The 19541-nt window shown below is 43.7% G+C and carries 16 protein-coding genes and 1 pseudogene; 6 read left to right on the top strand and 11 right to left on the bottom strand.

The annotated features are described in order from the left end of the window. Nucleotides 1–231: 231 nt before the first annotated feature. Entirely contained in the window at nt 232–576 is a 345-nt protein-coding gene (locus tag BMX56_RS19570) for a hypothetical protein (RefSeq protein WP_090651376.1), read from the top strand. A gap of 111 nt (nt 577–687) precedes the next feature. On the opposite strand, the gene BMX56_RS19575 is transcribed toward BMX56_RS19570, so the two are convergent. The 4 genes from BMX56_RS19575 to dusB all read right to left on the bottom strand — a co-directional run bounded on the left by BMX56_RS19575 (nt 688) and on the right by dusB (nt 6679). After that, nucleotides 688–1380 (bottom strand): flagellar basal body L-ring protein FlgH, encoded by a 693-nt coding sequence (locus tag BMX56_RS19575; protein ID WP_090651377.1) that lies wholly within the window; start codon nt 1378–1380, stop codon nt 688–690. Continuing rightward, nucleotides 1370–4867, bottom strand: coding sequence for an RICIN domain-containing protein (locus BMX56_RS19580; protein WP_177183867.1), 3498 nt, complete (start codon nt 4865–4867; stop codon nt 1370–1372). The genes BMX56_RS19575 and BMX56_RS19580 overlap by 11 nt, the downstream gene beginning before the upstream one ends. A 384-nt stretch (nt 4868–5251) precedes the next feature. Continuing rightward, a complete protein-coding gene (apaG, locus tag BMX56_RS19585; protein WP_090651379.1) occupies nt 5252–5638 on the bottom strand; it encodes a Co2+/Mg2+ efflux protein ApaG in 387 nt (128 codons plus the stop codon). A gap of 48 nt (nt 5639–5686) precedes the next feature. Beyond that, a complete protein-coding gene (gene dusB, locus BMX56_RS19590; RefSeq protein WP_090651380.1) occupies nt 5687–6679 on the bottom strand; it encodes a tRNA dihydrouridine synthase DusB in 993 nt (330 codons plus the stop codon). A 40-nt stretch (nt 6680–6719) separates the two neighbouring features. Here dusB and BMX56_RS19595 point away from each other — a divergent pair, with 40 nt between their 5' ends. From BMX56_RS19595 to BMX56_RS19610, 4 genes and pseudogenes are all read left to right on the top strand, one after another. Continuing rightward, a complete protein-coding gene (locus tag BMX56_RS19595) occupies nt 6720–7658 on the top strand; it encodes a CPBP family intramembrane glutamic endopeptidase (RefSeq protein ID WP_090651381.1) in 939 nt (312 codons plus the stop codon). A 7-nt stretch (nt 7659–7665) separates the two neighbouring features. Continuing rightward, on the top strand, nt 7666–7878 hold the full coding sequence (locus BMX56_RS19600) for a hypothetical protein (RefSeq protein ID WP_090651382.1): 213 nt from the start codon (nt 7666–7668) through the stop codon (nt 7876–7878). Further along, a complete protein-coding gene (locus tag BMX56_RS19605) occupies nt 7875–8681 on the top strand; it encodes a phosphatidate cytidylyltransferase (protein ID WP_090651383.1) in 807 nt (268 codons plus the stop codon). The genes BMX56_RS19600 and BMX56_RS19605 overlap by 4 nt, the downstream gene beginning before the upstream one ends. A gap of 26 nt (nt 8682–8707) precedes the next feature. Next, nucleotides 8708–9361: pseudogene (locus BMX56_RS19610) on the top strand (phosphatidylserine decarboxylase family protein); the annotation flags it as partial. Nucleotides 9362–9655: 294 nt separating this feature from the next. On the opposite strand, the gene BMX56_RS19615 reads toward BMX56_RS19610, so the two are convergent. The 6 genes from BMX56_RS19615 to BMX56_RS19645 form a co-directional block, all read right to left on the bottom strand. Then, entirely contained in the window at nt 9656–10756 is a 1101-nt protein-coding gene (locus tag BMX56_RS19615) for an SGNH/GDSL hydrolase family protein (RefSeq protein ID WP_090651384.1), read from the bottom strand. Nucleotides 10757–11158: 402 nt separating this feature from the next. Next, nucleotides 11159–11572 carry a hypothetical protein gene (locus BMX56_RS19625; RefSeq protein ID WP_090651386.1) on the bottom strand — a complete coding sequence of 138 codons (414 nt, stop codon included), beginning with the start codon at nt 11570–11572 and terminating at the stop codon, nt 11159–11161. Nucleotides 11573–11828: 256 nt separating this feature from the next. Then, entirely contained in the window at nt 11829–12410 is a 582-nt protein-coding gene (gene ruvC, locus BMX56_RS19630) for a crossover junction endodeoxyribonuclease RuvC (RefSeq protein ID WP_090651387.1), read from the bottom strand. A gap of 19 nt (nt 12411–12429) precedes the next feature. After that, the gene (gene aat / locus BMX56_RS19635; RefSeq protein ID WP_090651388.1) at nt 12430–13068 is read right to left on the bottom strand and encodes a leucyl/phenylalanyl-tRNA--protein transferase; all 639 of its coding nucleotides are present in this window, start codon (nt 13066–13068) and stop codon (nt 12430–12432) included. Nucleotides 13069–13079: 11 nt separating this feature from the next. Next, entirely contained in the window at nt 13080–14852 is a 1773-nt protein-coding gene (locus tag BMX56_RS19640; RefSeq protein ID WP_177183868.1) for a DUF3857 domain-containing transglutaminase family protein, read from the bottom strand. A gap of 172 nt (nt 14853–15024) precedes the next feature. Next, entirely contained in the window at nt 15025–16959 is a 1935-nt protein-coding gene (locus BMX56_RS19645) for a DUF3857 domain-containing protein (protein WP_090651390.1), read from the bottom strand. Between the two features lie 374 nt (nt 16960–17333). On the opposite strand from BMX56_RS19645, the gene hflX reads away from it, so the two are divergent. Continuing rightward, the gene (gene hflX, locus BMX56_RS19650) at nt 17334–18518 is read left to right on the top strand and encodes a GTPase HflX (protein ID WP_090651391.1); all 1185 of its coding nucleotides are present in this window, start codon (nt 17334–17336) and stop codon (nt 18516–18518) included. A gap of 114 nt (nt 18519–18632) precedes the next feature. Here the strand turns inward: hflX and BMX56_RS19655 are convergent, their stop codons facing one another. Continuing rightward, a complete protein-coding gene (locus BMX56_RS19655) occupies nt 18633–19493 on the bottom strand; it encodes a menaquinone biosynthesis family protein (RefSeq protein ID WP_090651392.1) in 861 nt (286 codons plus the stop codon). Nucleotides 19494–19541 lie beyond the last annotated feature (48 nt).

Here is a 19541-nt window from a genome sequence, read left to right on the forward strand (position 1 = left end):
TTGATGGTATAATAAGAGCCGTATGAAGTGAGAGCTTCACGTACGGTTCTGTGAGAGGCTTGGGCTGAAATGCCCTTGCCTACTCGACCCTCCAGCCTTGTGGCCCGCTGATAGGTAAACGCCATGCTAAGTAATGAATGTGCAAATCCCGGGTGTTCGTTTCATCCGGGATTTTGTATTTTTAAACGGAGCAAAAGAGTAATACAAGAGCATTAAGAAAAGTAATAAAAAATGGGGACATTTAATACGCTAACTATCGATTTTAAGTGTGAGCATTGCGGCCAATTATTTGCCCACAGGATTCAGTTTAAATTTGCAAAAACGTGGCAATACGAATATAAAGTAAACGACGAGCTAGCCCGTGGGAATCCCCGCTATGATATTGGTGCTCCCGGCCTGGATAGGGTTAGGGCTTACGGTATCCTGGAAAATGAGCTTTGCCCGCATTGCAATGAGTTAAATTCAGAAGACTACGATGTTATAATTGAAAAAGACGTTATCAAAACCATTACTCCAGTGGCGGACCTGAAAAGGTATGACGATGATGTTTATTACAATTATTATATCGATGAGTAGCCTTCCGGAAAAATATTTCCCTCAGTTCAAACAGCGCAGGCAAACCCGCAACCAGTCACACAACACTTGCACCAAAGTAGTCGGCAGCCGGCATACGGGGGATTACAAAACTCAGTTCACTTTAAATTGGAATAAGCCGGAATCGGAAGTATTACCATTGGCATCTTTGGTAACAATTTTCCAATAATATTGTAATCCCGATAGTACACTAACATTATTATAGAAATTATCTATAACGTTGCTTTTTAATACCGCCGGTGATGTACTTGTACCGAAATATACATCATAGCCCGAAATATTCCCGCTAACCGAACTGCCTTTCCAGCTCAGGTTAACCGTACCTGCGGCAACATTTTGACCAATAGCAGGGGCAACAACATCTGCCGGGTAAGGCGCATAGGATACCGTGCCGGCACCGGCATTGTAAAATTTCCAGGTATCGCTTTGTACCGTAGTCGCCGACTTGCTTGATTTTGATACGATATACCACGAATATGGCGTGTTTCTGAATAGGGTTATTTGCAGTTGTGTAGTGCTTGCAGTTTGCGATGTGGTAAGCCCCGTTAAAAGGTTTTTGAGGTTTAAATCATAACTATCGGCATTGTTTGAAGCAGCCCATGTAAACAAAACAGAACTTTGGGTTGCAGAAATAATTGTTCCGCTTGTGCAGGCCTCATTTTGTTTTGGAAGCGTCAAAACCGCCTTGCCTGGTGTCAAATCCGGGGCAGGAGGCGTGGGAGAACTCTTTTTCCCGCAGCCCGTCGCTATTAAAAACAATGCGGCTATTAATAATCTACTTTTCATTTTTTATTATTTTATATAGCGTTTCGGAATTATCTAATGACAGCTTAAGAATATACACGCCCTTCGCAAGACTGGACAGATCTAAAGAAATGATGCCCGATTGATTGGAATATTGCTTAGCATAAAGCACCTGCCCGGTTTTTACGCTACAGATTTGAACAGCAGCCTTATTAACAACATCATTACCAATGCTCAGGTTTAACGAACTTTCAAAAGGGTTGGGATAAACCAGCGCCTTGTTAGCTACGATGATGTCTTTTTGTATAATGCCCTGGCATTCCTTGTCGGTGGTTACGGTTAGTTTATTCATTCCTTTTGAAAGGGACAGGGTTACCAGGTTTTCTGTTGTGGCGTACAACATACCGTTTAGGTTTATATTGTAGCTGGCGCCGCCCTGTAATTTCAAATCAATACTATTGGTGCTGTTGTTTACCGTTGAATAAACCGATAGGTCTTTCGGCTCAGTTACTACTACGTTGTCACATTGCAGATTGTCCGTTTTTCCCGCTATCGTTATGCAAACAGCATAACTGCCGGCCGCTAAATTTTGCACCTGCAGGGAATCTGTAAACTGATAGGGCGTGCTTACGCTATTTCCTGTAATGGTGGCGGTATAATTTAAAGATTTGGCCGCTTTGATATTTATCAACCCGTTATTTTTTCCTTTACAGGTGGCGCTGGTTACTGATATTTTAAAGTTTGTTACCGGCAGCGCTATAGTTAAAGTTTGGTTAACCGGGGTTGCCGCGGTATAAATATTATTGCCCTGTTGCAATGCGGTAATTATACTTGTTCCCGGGCCGGCTACATGTATTTTCCTATTAACAATGGTTGCAACGGTAGTATCGCTGCTGGTATAACTTACCGGCAAGCCCGAGCTTGCTGTCGCGCCGGCATCAAAATCGGCGTCGTCCGCTTTTTTCCGGGGAATGGTGTTAAACGTAATGGTTTGGAGGCCTCCTGTCAGCTGGGTAATTTCGCTTACCGATAAAGCGTAGTTGTACACCCTGAAATCGTCGATATTGCCGTTGAACAATGGATCGGGGTATTGACTGCGGCCTATGTAGTTCAGTATGGGTTTAAAGTCCAATGGCCGTATGGTGATAGCAGCAGAGGAAGCCACTTTTTCGCCATTAACATATATGGTTGCACCGGCCGTATCTAAGGTTACAGCCACATGGCTCCACTTCCCCGAAGGTAATGCCGCTGCTTCTAAACCTTGCTCGGCCCCGCCGTTCTTAATTGCAAAACGTAGTCCCGCCCCGCCGTTTGGGGTTAAAAACAGGTATTGATCCTGGTCGTTCCCAAAATCGAAGATGCGTTGCCAGGCGGCCCCTCCGTTCCAATAAACCCACGCGGCAATGGTAATACTTTGCTGATTTGCCAAAGTTGCCGGCAGTTGCACAAAAGTATTTGTACCGTTGAGCGCAATTGCCTGTTTACCAACCTTACCCGCAACGAATGAAACATCGCCATACGAAGCACCGTGGTTTAAATTTATTGAGCTATCGCGGGTATTCCCTTCGAATTGGAGTTGAGCAACAAGGTTTTTTGCTCCGGTTGTAGCAGCCGAAACCTCAGTTGAATAAGCCGAAAAATTCAGGGATTTATCTACCGCTTTTATTTTATAAAAGTATGTTCCGTTTATGGTGGTGGTGTTATCTACAAAAGAGGTTGAGGTTATGTTGCGTGCGATGGTAGTATAGGTACCCCCCGTCGTTGCTGAACGATAAATGTTATACCCGGCCACGTCTTTGTCGGGGCTGGCAGTCCAGCTCAACAGTACAGATTCGGCATTTGCCTTGGAAACCAGATTGGTGGGTGTAGCCGGCGCAACAAATTCCACCGCTGCACCAACAGGCAGAAGACGCCATTGCTGGTTGGTTCCCCCATTTTTATCCCATTGGCAGATGTTTGCCCCATCTGCGGTGCTGCCATTAAATACATCAATACATTTTGCACTGTAACGGCTGCGGATATAAAACCAGCCATCCTGGGTATATTCCAGGTACCATTGCTGGGCGGCGTTTTTATTATCGTCCCATGCGTCGATGGTAGCACCATTGTCCAGCGAAAAATTAAAGAGGTCTGCCGCTTTGCTGCTGTTTACATTAATAAAGCTAAAGTAACTAAAGTCGCCCCCTATTCTTGAATCAACCGGGGTTACATCCCATTGCTGATAAGCGGCCCCGGTATTGGTTCCCTGCACAAGATTTGTACCTGCTGCGGTACCGCCCCCCGCAACCTGCAGTACTTTACCGCTATTGCGGTTCACCAGTACGTAACGTCCGCTGATAACGGGCTGAATATCCTCGCCCCAGGTTACATTTACCACCCTTTCGGCATTGGTTTGTCCATTCTGGTAACTGCCGGCAGCGCCGCCGGGCATTACCATGGTGTATTCCCGTTGCGGGCCATAACCATTGTAGTACACGTCCCTGTCTTTTGATACAAACCGATAGGTGGTGGTAACGCCCTGCCGTTCAGACATGCCGGCGAAGGCCTGCACCTTGCCATCGGGGTTCCGGTAAACCGATGCAGCTGTCCAGTTGGGGCGGTGTTCGGCATATCCGAGCCGAACGCCGTCGCTGGCTTTTACAAACTCGCCGCGGGCCAGCTCGGCTGTGCCCCACCAGATACCGGCCTGCATACCATATTCAGCACCAACCATCGCTTCCATAACATTGTGCAACTCATCATTAGTGGCATAATGGGAGTTGGCCCTCACGGTTTGCTGAAAAGAAGCATAGTTATCAAAACTACCGGCAAGCTGGTGCGTATTTCCTTCATCTAACCTGTCTTTTAAAGGGATGTACCAGGTTAAGGCCTGATCGTCATTCAGCGTGTTGCCCCCGCTGATACGAATATTGGCAAAGCGGGGATTAGCTTTCAGCAAGCCGGCAATATTAAAAAAATCGGTAACCGAACCTTGCGTACTCGATGGGTTATCGGGCTCATTAAATGGCGAGACGGTAATTACGGTGTGTCCGGCATCCTGGTGCCGCCGGGTAGTTACATCTATTAGTTGCGCCCAATTAGTGGCATTGCCAGCAAACGAGGGATCAACCGTGGGGTTGTCGTCATTTAACACCACTTTGGTATTTGGGCTCAGCCAGGTATTAATTATATTTATTCGTTTATTAAGTGTGGCGAGTTCCGCGGGCGCGAGGTCGCCATTTACCAATGCGGAAGTTGGCGTAAAGGAAGACCGCACCAGGCGCACCCTATCCGCACCCATAAAGGCTACTCCCCGTCTCACGTTTTCTTCGCTGAGCCAGGCCAAATCTAATCCAAACGTAATGGGTTTAGAAACGCCCGCATCCGCAACTCCAAATATCACCGTCCTATCCGGAACGGGTTGGGCAACAAAGTAGTTACTTGCACTGGTGGTTTGAGCCGAAACATACGAAGAAGCCATTATGGTCAAAGCAGACAGGCCCAATTTGTACAGGCTATCCAACTTAAAAACAGCGGTTTTAATTTTCACGATACTTTTTTTGTATGTATTAGACCGCATTACGAATAAAAGGGTGAACTACCTTGTAGTTTTAAGTTGCTAAATCGATCACCGGGAAACCAGGAGATTAAGCGCATAGCAATTGGATGAGGGACAGAAGAAGACTACCAAACTATTTAGGCGACACAATAATTATGGCGTAACCCTCCTTTGGTCGGGTCGGGCTATACACTTATACGGCTGCAGGCATTAGGCGCGGGGCCGGTATTTGTTACTATCCCTTACGCAAACGCGGGGAAATTACAGGCTTCCGACAGTATTTAATCTCAGCCCACCCCACAAAAAAGCCCGGACAATCACTCATCCAGGCTTTATATTTTTTGTCTTAATTCTTGATTCTAATCTCTTGACTCTTTAATTCATCCTATACGGTGCAATCAAATAAAATTCCGGGATTTGCACATTAAAGCTGGCGTTATCCATCAGGCGGGTCATCTGGTATTCGCCTTTCATGCTGCCCATATCGGTTTTAAGGTTACAGCCCGAAACGTACTCATGCGCATGGCCGGGTTCTATCACCGGTTGCTGGCCTACCACACCTTCGCCTTCCACTTCGCGCTTGGCGCCGTTGGAATCAAAAATATACCAGTGGCGGCTAATTAGCTGGATAGCATAATTGCTCATATTCTCGATGCTCACCTTGTAGGCAAACATAAAATGATCATTAGCCGGGTTAGAATACTCGGGCTGATATATGGTTTCTATGGAAACCTTAACACCTTCTGTAATAGTGGTAACCATGAGGATATTGTCTCGTTTAAATTCAAATATAATGAAAGCGAACAAATATTAAGCCATTTCTATGGCATATTTTTCGTCAATCTCGGCCAGTATCTGTTGCACCTCCTCTAAATCGCCTGCCGTTACCAGCCTCATGCGGAATTCTTTAAAGTGATCTATCCCTTTAAAGTAGTTTGAATAGTGCCTGCGCATTTCAAAAATACCGGTTTTCGGGCCTTTCCACTCTATAGATTTTTGCAGGTGGGTTGAGCAGGCTGCAATGCGTTCGGTAATGGTTGGTTTATCTAAGTGCTCGCCGGTATTAAAAAAATGTTTTATCTCCCTGAAAATCCAGGGGTAACCAATGGCTGCACGGCCAATCATCATACCGTCTACCCCAAATTCCATACGCCAGTTGGCCGCTTTTTCGGGCGAATCGATGTCGCCATTGCCGAAAATGGGGATTTTTATACGCGGGTTTTTCTTGATATCCCTTATCAGCGACCAATCGGCAACGCCTTTATACATCTGCGCACGGGTACGGCCGTGAATGGTAAGGGCTTTTATGCCCACATCCTGCAGGCGTTCGGCCACTTCGTATACGTTTTTGGTATTATCATCCCAACCTAAACGGGTTTTTACGGTTACGGGCAGGTGGGTAGCTTCAACAACCGCTTTGGTCATGGCTACCATTTTATCAATATCCTGCAATAGACTGGCGCCGGCGCCGCGGCAGGCTACCTGTTTTACCGGGCAGCCGTAGTTAATATCCATCAGGTCGGGCCCGGCAAGGGATGCAATTTCGGTGGCCTCGCGCATATGGTCGATATCGCTGCCGAAGATCTGGATGCCAATGGGCCTTTCGTACTCAAAAATGTCCAGTTTCTGGCGGCTTTTTGCCGCATCGCGGATGAGGCCTTCGCTCGAGATGAACTCGGTGTACATCATATCCGCGCCGTTTTGCTTGCACACGTAACGGAAGGGAGGATCGCTCACATCTTCCATCGGTGCCAGCAACAGCGGGAACTCTCCTAAATCAATATTTCCTATTTGTACAGACATGCTTATCTTTAGCCCTGCAAAAATACGAAAATTACCCTAAATGATACAAGAACCTATAAAACAGGACACTCCGCAAACAAATACCATTAATCCCTTCCTTCAGTTTCTAAGCATCACCGGGATAACTATTGGCTTGGTGATCGTTTTTTCGGCGATAGCCGCGGGGGTTATCATGTCTGTTTTTGGGATGAAAACCCTTACCGATACCTTTGCATTTAATACCGGCAATCCCCACCTTGGTTCGGCGTTGTGGATATTGCAAATAGTAAGCACAACTATCCCGTTATTCCTGGCTCCGGTCATTTTTGCCCGATTAATCATGAACGATACCCGCGATTATCTGAAGCCCACCTTTAATTTCAACCCGGTTTTTTTGCTGCTGATATTTACCATCATGCTGTTTTCAAACCCTATAATGGAGGCTTTAACCAATATTAACCAAAGGCTGGTTTTACCCGCATCGTTAAAAGGACTGGAAGAGTGGATGCGCGCTGCCGAGCAATCGGCACAAAAAGCAACCGAGGCTATGCTCAGCATGAAAAATATCTGGAGCATGTTGTGGGCGGTATTTGTTGTAGGCCTGCTTACCGCCATTGCCGAAGAGTTTTTGTTCCGCGGCGTCATCCAAACCATTTTTGTGCGCCTTACCAAAAACAAACATGCTGCTATCTGGATAACCGCCATCCTGTTCAGCGCTTTTCACATGGAGTTTTTTACTTTTTTGCCAAGGTTGTTCCTGGGCGCCATATTCGGCTATTTTGTAGCGTATAGCGGCAGCATCTGGACGGGCGTTTGGGGGCATTTTTTAAATAACGGTTCGGCGGTGGTTATTACATACCTGTATAATCAAAAAATAGTTAAGCTTAATCCCGATGATCAGCATGTATTTAATTTATGGGCCTATACTTTTAGCTTGATAATTGTATTATTTTTGCTTTTTATATATAGAAATGTATCGATGCAAAAAAAACCGCGCTGAGTAATTAATGGAAAAAAACTGGGTCAAAATTTTTAGTTCATCCAATTTTTATCAATCAGAGATTGTTAAGCAAGTACTTATCCGCCACCATATCGATACCGTTTTATTAAACAAACAAGATTCATCGCACCGTGCCTTCGGCGATATTGAAGTTTACATTCACCAGGAGGATTTTAGTAAGGCTATCGAGATCATGATCCTCAATCAAATTAGTTTATGAAATTACGCGCCATCACCGGCTTCTTTTTTATTATCGTGATGATTGCCTCAAACCTGTTGGGGCCATACGTTTTCAGTGGGTTTTACCTGTTATTATCCGCCTTCTGCCTGTTCGAATTTTATAAACTGGTAAGGGAGGGCGGCATGACGGCCAGCCGCGAAACCGGTATTATCAACGGCGCATTGTTTTTTTTACTGGTTGCGGCCAACTTCTACTTCCCGGCCTGGCGGTTAATATTTTTACTCCCCGTTACTTTCAGCGCCATTTTTATACAGGAATTATATAAAAAAACAACTGCTCCGTTCACCAATATCGCCTTTACTTTTCTGGGGATCATATTTGCAGTAGTGCCGTTCATGTTTTTTCACGCTATGGCATTTATGGGCGCGGGCGCTGTTTTTAACTTCCATATCCCGCTTGCCTTCCTCATTATTTTGTGGAGCAACGACACCGGGGCTTACCTGGTGGGCAGCAAAATGGGTAAAACCAAGCTGTTTGAACGCCACTCGCCTAAAAAAACTTACGAGGGACTAATTGGCGGCATCATCATCAGCGCAGTTGCCGCTTTAATACTGGCCCACTTTTATACCGAACTTACCTGGAAACAATGGGTTACCATAGCTATCCTTATTTCGTGCTTTGGCACCCTGGGCGATTTGGTTGAATCGATGTTTAAACGCAGCATCAACGTAAAAGATAGCGGCGGCATTTTGCCTGGCCACGGGGGCCTGCTGGATAGGTTCGACGGATTATTAATGGCCGCGCCTATTGTTTATGCATACTTATACTTCATTTCAAATTAGTAGCTTTGTAATAAATCATCTATAATATGACTTTTCATAAAGAAGGATACACCTCATTAGCCATAACAGTACTTTTTATTTTTGTACTTAACGCGGTGGTGCAGTTTTATTTTCCGCAGGAACATGCGCTTAAATGGTTTATTTACATCTTATCGGGATTTTTTTTCCTGGTTATCGTGCAGTTTTTCCGTAGCCCGTTTTTTGACATCAGCACCGACGAAACTACTGTACTTTGCCCTGCCGATGGAAAAGTAGTGGTGATTGAAGAAACCGAAGAAACCGAATTTTTAAAAGATAAACGCATCCAGCTGTCGGTATTTATGTCGCCGGTTAATGTGCACGTAAACCGTAACCCAATTGCGGGTGTGGTAAGCTATTTTAAATACCACAAAGGCAAATACCTGGTGGCCTGGCACCCCAAATCGTCAACAGAAAACGAGCGTACTACTATCTGTGTTCAAAACAGCGAGGGTGTATCGGTTTTGTTCAGGCAAATAGCAGGCGCTTTGGCCCGCCGTATTGTATGGTATGTAAAAGAGGGTGATATTGTAGAGCAAGGGCAGCAGTTTGGCTTTATCAAGTTTGGATCAAGGGTTGATGTTTTCCTGCCTTTAGGATCAAATATTTTGGTAAATATTGGCGACGTAGTGAAAGGCGGCCGTACCATCCTGGCCGAACTGCCAACCGGTTTAGCTGCGGTTGCCGAAGAACAACAGGCAAAAATAAACAGGCCCGAAAGTTTTGATGATGAACCTGCCGAAATAACCAACGAAGGTCATCAGCAGGAGTTGCCTTTGGTTATTGACCATCCCGAAGTTGAAGAACCCGCAAAACCGGCAAAGAAGGCAGCACCTACAAAAAAAGCCACACCGGCTAAGAACGCGCCGGTTAAGCCGAAAGGCGACGCGTAGTAACATGGTTTAAAATATAAAAAGGGGGATGTCATATTGGTGACCTCCCCTTTTTTGTGCCTGTCAATTCGCTTTCAACAGGCCTTCAAAAAATGGTTTAAGCTCTTCGGCCAGTATTTGATGATCGGCCACACTGGGATGGCCGGAACAACCGTGTGCATCCATCGGCTTAAAAAAGAAAGTGGCTACCGGTTTATCACTGGGGTAAATAGTATCTATCTGCTTTTTTATGCTGATAAGGCAATGCTGTAAAATAGTATTGGATGTATCCCGTATCATGGGGCTGCTTAGCAAAGCAATCTGCGCTTTGGGATATTTGGATTTTACCAGCTGCACGAATTTTACATAATCGGCCACAAACTTCAGGGTATCAAAAGCGGCCCTGGGGCTGCCGTCGCCTTTGCTCATATCATTTGTTCCTAAAGCAATACTCACAATTTTGGGGCTGTATGTATTAAAGTTCCATTTTTGCGGATTGTTAACCTGGAAATCAGTATTTTCATACACCTGCGGCATCGAAGGGCCGTTCCTGTTCCACGTACGATAAATGCCAATACCACTTACGCTGGCCAAAACAAAATTGGCATTTAAAGCCCGGCTCACCCTTGGCCCGTAAGCCATATAGGCATTGTGATGGTCGTGGTATTCGCCGGTGCCGCATGGTATTTCCGAATCATCTGCCGCCGCGCCGCAGGTAATGCTGTTGCCTATAAACTCAATTAATGGCAGTTTGGGTATCGCCTGGCTTTTTATACCGGGCGCTGCTATTTTTGATATGATGATGGCCCCTGTATGGGCTTCCGTTGCTTTATATATCCAAACGCGGTGTTTCCCGGGGGCGTCCGCCTTTATTATAACCGGCGCGGTTACACCGCCATCGACCCTTACTCTTTTTTGGTAAACACCATCCAGCTCATATTGCAGGTAATTATGCTGACCGGCTACGGCAATTGTGGCATATACCGCGCATTCAGTCCCTTTAAAGCTAAAACCAAAATGTGCTGCGGACGTAATCAATTCTAATTGATGCTGCTTGTTGATTACGGTACGCCCGATAGGTTTTAACAGCGCCGCAAAAATGGTATCTGTTAATTTTGTGTACCCATAGCTTTCGCCGCAGGCCAGTACCAACAAAATAAATGCTATCGCTAATCTTATTTTCATAAAGGTTGTATTGAACAGGCAATATTGGTCATATTTTGATGAAATACAATATTGGTGAATTTATTAGCATAAAAGGTTATAATAATACCAGTAGGAAAAAACTGTACGGCCGGGAGGTTTTGATATTCGTGGAAGACAGGAACCTTTTTTTGGAAAATACACCGAATAATATGGAGCGGAAAATGATAACTACATTATGTCGGGTACCCATCAGGGAAACCTAAAAAAATTGGGATAACGGGCAAAGAAATGTAGTTAGATCAATGTACTAAATTCCCGTCATTGCCAGGTACGAAGCAATCGCGAACTGTGCAAATCCGTTAAGCATGCGGCGAGGTTGCCACGCCGGGCACTGACAATTTATTTAAATACGGATAATGTGTACGTATGCTACAACGTATTTTAACTCGAAGCCTTTACCAGCAGGGGCATCACCGGAGCATCGAAAATATTGGCAAAAGCATTTGCAATGCCCTTGGCTTTTTCGGCTTTCTTGAAATCTTCGGGATAAAAAATGTAATCAACGCCGAGCACTTTTAAAAGGCTATCAACCTTGGTGTGTTCCTTTTGCTTGTAACAGCAAATCTTTATTTTATTGTAAGCGGGGTTTGATTGTAAGCGACGCAATATCTTTTCTATGTCGGCGTTTAGATGATCGTAATCAAAAATTACCAGGTTGGGTTTTTGCTCGTGAATGGACGGAAAAATATGACTTGTTGACGAAATATGCTTAAATTGTTTATTATTCGGCAACAACTCAACCGAAAAAGTATCGGGAGCAACCAATAGCACATTTTTAGACCGTACTCGGATCATGATCAATCAATTAAGGGGACTTAAAAGTAATTGTTAAAGTGCACTTTGTCAACAATTTATTGCTTTTTGTAATAAAATAATGCAAAAAAGAACGGTTTGTTGCGAATTTAATAGGCTGACAGACACGTGGTTTCTTTGGGGTTAAATTTCTTAATTCCGAAAGCGATCTGCGTTTGTCATTGCGGCTTATACGGCGGGAAACAGAAAATGTTACCGAAGGCCTGTTGGTTTTTAAAATGACTTTGGGGAGCCGGATTTAAACTATCCTTTTTGCATTGTCCTTCACAAAGGTATCCCAGCCCGAATATGATTTTTTGCTGCCCGAAGCCGATTTGGTGGCTGTACCCATCCTTTGAAAAGAATGGCAAACAGCAACGGCCAGGCCATCGGTGGCATCTAAAAAATCGGGCGTTTCTTTAAACTTTAACAAGTTTTGCAGCATGGCGGCAACCTGCTCTTTAGTAGCATTTCCGTTGCCGGTTATAGATTGTTTTATTTTGCGGGGAGCATATTCTGTAATATCTAAATTGCGCGATAGCGCCGCCGCAATAGCCACGCCCTGCGCCCGGCCCAGTTTAAGCATAACCTGGATGTTTTTACCGTAAAACGGCGCTTCGATAGCCAGGCAGTCGGGATTATAATTATCAATAAGGGCAACGGTTTTTTCAAATATGCGCTGTAGCTTGAGCATGTGGTCGTCAAGCTTTTCCATCTTTACAACACCAAGGGCAATAAGTTCTATCCTGGGGCCGGTTTCTTTCACCAGGCCATAGCCCATAACAGCGGTTCCGGGGTCGATTCCTAAAATAATACGCTCTTTTGTGTTGGCCTGTTGCATACCCCTCAAAGGTAACCAATCAAAGCAAACTATTGTGCAAAATGGCTATATATTGCTCTCGTGGTATCATTCGTGCCCCCATTGATTCCAGGTGACTGGTGTGCACCTGGCAATCAATTAGTTTAAATTTATTGGTTTGGCACAGGTAAATTAACGCTGTTTTTGACGCGTTGCTTGCTTTACTAAACATGCTTTCGCCACAAAAAACATCGCCAACCCAAACGCCGTAAAGCCCTCCAACCAATTGGCCTTGCTCCCATACTTCAACAGAATGGGCGTAACCTTCAGCATTCATGTTGATGTAGGCGGCCTGCATGTCATCGGTAATCCAGGTGCCGTCCTGCCCTTCGCGTGGTGCCGCCGAGCAGGCTTTTATAATATCGGCGAAGCAGGTATTGGTTGTAACCCCGAACCGGTTGGAGCGCAACACCTGGCGCATTGATTTGGAAATTTTTAATTCATCGGGATACAGTACAAAGCGCTCATGCGGCGAATACCACAGGATAGGCGAATCGTCGCTATACCAGGGGAAAATGCCATTTTGATAAGCGAGTAACAGCCTTTGAGTTGATAAATCGCCGCCTACAGCCAAAAGCCCGTCTGGTTCGGCCAGATCGGGCTCAGGAAAAAGTAAACGTTCATCAAGCCTGAATATCATCAGGCGCAAATTTAAGCTTTGCGGCGTATCACCAGTTTTTTATTTTGCACTTTGGCGATGGCGTCAAAATATACCTGCATTTCGTTGTATTTGGCTGCAGGGATTACCTGGTTGGTTAAGTTGAACTTTGTCGTGTTCACCACTTGATTTTTAGCCGCATCGTATGTGTACTTGACGTCATAAGTACCATAGCTGAATTTGAGGCTTTGGCTGGCAGGTAAAGTTTCAACTTCAAAGCCTGCCGGGAGATCGATAGTAGTAACACATGTTTTTAACACCGGCACATCAAAATAATAATCGTTTTTTCTTTTTTCTTCAACAGGCAATGTTGCTTGCCACAGATCAAATATACGGGGCTTATAAAAATGTTTATCGCCAGAGGTTATGTCGCAAAACTTATCGTAACCCAAATCAATATTTACCTCTTTAATGCCATTGCTATCTATCGATGGCTTGAAGATTAATTCGGAGGGTTGTTTCATATTAAGCATTCTTATAATTACTTGCTTTTGTTCATCCGTTTTCAAAGCTTCTATGCCAATATAATCATCACGATAATCGCCGGTTGTTAAAATTTTTAGATGCGCCTTGGATCCACCATCAGCATCCAATACAATATGAGCTTCGGCATTAAGCTGATTATCAATAGCAATACTTTTGGGGGTGTTAACCAATTTTCCGCCATCATCCGTAATTATTAAGGCATTTCTGTTTTCTGTAAACTTGCCTAACTTGCCAAACGATTGTGTTTGGCTGGTACATTCCAACCACGTTGTGTCATTCTTAAATGGAACGCAAACGATGATGTGATTTGATAAATCGTTAGGAAATGTAGGATTATATGGCTCCTCATTTGTTCCTGCCCTTACTTTGGCGTAATATGCAGGAATGTTGACCGCTTTAAGCATCGCACACATATAGTTTGATAGTCCTTTGCAATCGCCGTATTTTTTTTCATCAACAAAACTGGCAGGGAAGGGCTTCAATCCTCCTATGCCAAGCTGTATCCCAACATATCTAACATTTTTTTGCAAGTAATTGTATAGAAATCTTACTTTTTCCTTGTCTGTTTTAATATCTGCAGTCATTGCCTGTATTTCCTGAACCCGCTTCGGGCTGAGGCTGCATACGTCTGCGTTTAAAGACTGTTGCCATTTTCCATAGTTTTGCCAGGAGCTGATGTTTCCGGGAACCCCATAATATTCAAAATCATTAGCCGCAAAGGATACTTTGGGTAGCACCCTCCATGATTCTGACCCTTCCTCTGGTTTAAAAGCCTTTAGGTTATTAATTTTCCAGGAATAGCTGTCAATTTTATCAATAGTGTTTTTTTGCGGACGGACATTGGTGTTTTTGTTAATATATCTAAATCCAGCATTGCTGTTAATGGAAATATGGTAGTATGCATTTTCAACAGCTTGCTCATAATCCTGATAGACCCAAGCACCAAGATCAATGAGACTCCTGACATCTAAATCATAAATATACTCAATTGTTGTAGGATAGACTGCGATAGTATGTCCAATACTAAGCGACCTATCATCGGTTACCATCGTTTCATTATCAACGGTCAACCTATCATACATATCACTTTTGTGGTATTTTTTTATTAATGTTCCGTCGGCACCATAAACACGCATCTCAAATGAGTTTACTATAGTGTATTTTTTATTATAATGCAGCCCGATTTCAGCTTCATCATTTCCTTTTTCGTTTAAAACGGTAACAATTTTATGGAAATGTTCATAAGCTCTGCCGGGGCCAACAATATTATCATCTTCCATGCTGTACCGCACAACCGAATTTGCATCCTCCTTCAACGAATCGGGTATCGTTGCTGCGATATAAAGATTTTTAGGTATATTTTTATCCTGGCTATAACCCGTGGTATATAGCGCACATAAGGCCGCTGTGGTAAGCAGCAGCCTGGTGCAATGTTTAATAAGCATAATTTTATCAGCCTTTTTTAAGTACAATTTGCTCGTTAAGCATGTCGTACATTTTTTTACAAAACTCACGGAACTCGGGGTAATTCTCTTTAAAATACATCGACTTTTTATGATCGATGCTAAAGCGCACCATTATTGACCCATCCTGCTCGGCAACCAGGCGTTTAAAAACTACGGTTCCATCGGGTATAGCCATGCTGATGCTTTTAGGCATAGCATCAATTTTATATCCTGTCGGAATTTTAAAAATGCCGGTGATGGCGTAGTTGTCGCGGTAGCCAAAATCAATATCAGTAAAGCGGTTTTCGGCCAAAAACGGGTTTGTTTTAAGGCCGGTAAACAGGTTTGAGTTAAAGTAGATATAATTATCATCGCTACCGGTAAGGTCAAGATTGAAGCTGAGCTTTTGACGCAGCGGCAGCGTGTCGATGTCCATATTCTCGAACGTAAGTTCCGATATTTTAAGGTTGTTGTTGTCCTCGCGTAAATAGTCGTTATATTTTTTTTCGCCGTCGGTTTTAAACTTTTTAGTATACCTTATTTTATTGTAGCTGAAGCTGCTGATATCGGCGCTGCCGCTCATTTTGCCATCGGGCTTAATTTCGGCATTCAATAAAACAACCTGGCGTACAGGTTCCGGTTCCTGTAAAAACGAAAGATCGTATATCTTATTTGCGTCATCAATATAAAAGCCAAACGAGTTTAAAAAGTTATCGGGCACCTTATTGTAAAGGTTGTATTTACTGGTGGCATCAAGCGCATAATATTTAGCGCTATCAACAGGGATATAAGCTATCATGCTGTTGAACTGATAAACACTCGGGTAGCTTGGGTTTATCCGCCCGTTTGTGCGTGTGCTTACCATCATAGGATAAACAGTCAACCCCGATTTTTTTAGTAAGTGATAAAGTATTATGTTTATTTCGGCAGAGTTACCCACTTTTTTCTCCCAGGCTTTCGGGGTTCCGTCGGTACTGCTAATGTCATAACTATCATTCCACTTCATGATGTTTTTAACCTCGTTAAAAACATAGGCAATTTTTTCATCATTGGTTTTAAGGGCCTTGGCCTTGTTGATAATTAATTCTTCGCCGGCAAGTTTCCTGTTCAGCTGACCGCCAAAATCCTCGTTATTCATCCTGTTTTCACCCACTTTTTTCCATGAATCCTGGAAATTTGGCATAAAATACCCGGGTATGCGGATACTTAACAACTGGAAAAGGATCCGCTCAGAATTATCATTACGGGCATCCATATAGGGTTCATCTTTTAACGATGGAATATTGGCCATCGCTTCGGTATGGGTATTTGACGAACTTGTTTTATCAACTACGTATGGCGAATGCAAATTTGGCAGCCTCTTATAGGTTAAAATATCCGGGATGTTAGTATCTAACTCGCTGTACCGAGTAGGCAGATCACTTTGAAAATACCAGTCGGGAAAATCGCTCACAGAGGCGCTGGTTAGCCTGTATTTATATTCGATAATACAGCCTGGTTTTACATTTGGAAACGAGAAAACCAGCGCCGAGTAGTATTTATCTACGGCTTCGGTGAAGATCTGTTTTTTATCTACCTTAATAATTTCAACGGCGCCATTGGTTAAATTAATGGTTTGCGCCTGTAGCCCGGTTATATATTGCGAGCGATTGGCGCTATAGTATTTTATGCGGATGTTTGCCTCATCCTTACCGTTATCGTTAAATATTTTGATTCGCTTGTGCCTGTCGGTATTGATATTGTATTGTGTATCAAAATAGGTATCGCCCTTGTCAAATAGAATTTCGGCATTGGCATCGGGCTCAAAATCGCATTTGGTCATTTCCAGATCGGCTTTATCAACTTTACCGAATGATTGAGCTGTTGGCACAGGGGCAGTAGTTTGTGCGTTTGCGGTAATTGCTAAAGATCCCAGCAATAGGAGGGAAAAGAATTTCTTCATGTCAATAAGGTTTAATCAGACGAATATAATAATAGGAAAATGATTCTTGTTAAAATAAATAAAACAATTTATTTACTTGTTTGTAATGCAGCAAAGTGTTTTTCGGGGCAAGCGGACTAAATAGTTAACGGCGACCAGTTTAGTGTTAACCATGTAAAAACCACAAAGCATTGATTATGAGGAAATTGTAAAAATAATATCTGAAATGTGTTAAGTTATGTTAACCCTGTTAGATGGGTTTGTCCTGTGTTTTTTGTAAAACATATTTTATTAGTAATGACAGCCAATTTCCTTTGTATGTGCTATTTTGGCGTTAAATAAGCCCGTTTGTGCTATATTAGTAAATTGGCACCGTGATTGATATACCATAGTTAATGAAGCAAAAATTTTACGATACTGCTGTGAAGCAGGAAAAAGCTGTTTTGGTTGGCGTAATGACACCCCACGTAACCGACGAACAGGAGAAAGAATATTTAGAGGAACTGGAGTTTTTAGTTGCTACAGCAGGCGGCGAAACAATAACTCATTTTACCCAAAAACTACAGCGGCCCGACAGGGCTACCTTTGTAGGCAGTGGTAAGCTGGAAGATATAAAGGCTTTTGTTATTGAAGAAGAAATTGATATGGTGGTGTTTGATGATGAGCTGTCGCCATCGCAATTGCGCAATATTGAAAACGAGCTACAGGTAAAGATCCTTGACAGAAATAACCTTATCCTGGATATTTTTGCCAATCGGGCGCAAACAGCCCAGGCCAAAACCCAGGTAGAGCTTGCTCAGCTACAATATTTGCTGCCCCGCCTTACCCGTTTGTGGACTCACCTTGAGCGCCAGAAGGGTGGTATCGGTATGCGCGGACCGGGTGAATCGCAAATTGAGACCGACAGGCGTTTGATTTTGAACAAGATAGCCTTATTGAAAGACCGGCTGAAACAAATAGACAAGCAAAACGAAACCCAGCGCAAAAACCGCAGCCAGATGGTGCGTGCCGCGCTGGTGGGTTATACCAACGTTGGTAAATCAACCATCATGAACATGGTATCCAAATCGGAAGTGTTTGCCGAAAACAAACTGTTTGCCACATTAGACACAACTGTGAGGAAAGTGGTGCTGGAGAATGTACCTTTCCTGTTATCAGACACGGTTGGTTTTATCCGCAAACTACCTCACCAACTGGTGGAGTGTTTTAAATCGACACTGGATGAAGTGCGCGAAGCAGATATTCTGGTGCACGTGGTAGATATTTCGCACCCTAATTTTGAGGATCAGATACGTACCGTTAACGAGACCCTGAAAGATATTGGCGCTATTGATAAACGGATGATAACGGTATTTAATAAAATAGACGCCTTTAAACCGGAAGATCACCAGATAGAGCAGCAGGAAGAACCCTTAACGCTTGACGATTTTAAACACAGCTGGATGGCCAAAAACAACAGCCCGGCTATATTTATATCGGCCACCAAAAGAGAGAATGTAGATGAGTTCAGGAATTTGCTTTATGAGGAAGTGAAAGCGATACATACCGAAAGGTACCCGTATGATCATTTGTTGTATTAAACGGCGAAGCCCCCTAACCCCCTGAGGGAGGAATTTTTGATTCACTATGTCACTAAATAAAACGGCCCCTCTGATGCAAGAAGGGCCGTTTTATTTTAAACGATGGTTCCCCCTTCAGGGGGTTAGGGGGCTTAGAAATATTTCCTCGTTTATTTGGGGGATAATGTGTTTTTTCTGGGCAGTGTTAAAAAGCAGCTTTATCGCTTTCCTCCCCTCCTCTCCCAATTCTACAGAATATTTATTTACATACAAATCAATGTGTTTGTACATGACCTCTTCACTCATTTCCTGGGCGTGCGAGCGGATAAACTCCAGGCCCGATTTGGGGTTTGCAAAAGCAAACTCAACCGATTTACGCAATACCCTGTTTAATTTGTGCTGAACATCTGCAGGTAAATTACGGTTGGCTACTATCCCGCCAAGCGGAATGGCGCAGCCGGTTTGTTTTTCCCAATGATCGCCCAAGTCGATGATTTTTTTTAAACCCTTATCCTGGTAGGTGAAGCGGTTTTCGTGGATGATCAATCCCACATCAACACGATCTTCCAATACCGCGTTCTCGATATCCGAAAAAACAAGCTCAATTTTATTGGTTGCATTGGGAAAAGCGTTGCCTAATAAAAAATTGGCAGTAGTGTATTTGCCTGGGATCCCTATTTTAAGGTTCGGGCTGCCGGATTCGAGTTGCGAGTAAAGTTTTTCCGGATCTGATTTGCAGATCAGCATTGGTCCCACGCCAAAGCCCAGGGCGCTGCCCGAGTCAAGCAGTACATATTTATCGGCCACGTAAGCAAACGCATGGTAGCTAAGTTTGGTAACATCCAATTCGCCGCGGAAAGCTTTTTGGTTCAGGGTTTCTACATCATCATAAAAAACCTCAAACTCCAGGTCTTCGGTGTCAATTTTATGGTGAATAAGGGCATCAAAAATAAAGGTATCGTTTGGGCAGGGCGAAAAGCCGAGGGTTAGTTTCATGGTACGTTGTAAGTTGTACGTGTTACGTTATACGTTAAAAAGGGGCAC

The sequence above is a fragment of the Mucilaginibacter sp. OK283 genome, from assembly GCF_900110415.1.
Lineage (GTDB): Bacteria > Bacteroidota > Bacteroidia > Sphingobacteriales > Sphingobacteriaceae > Mucilaginibacter.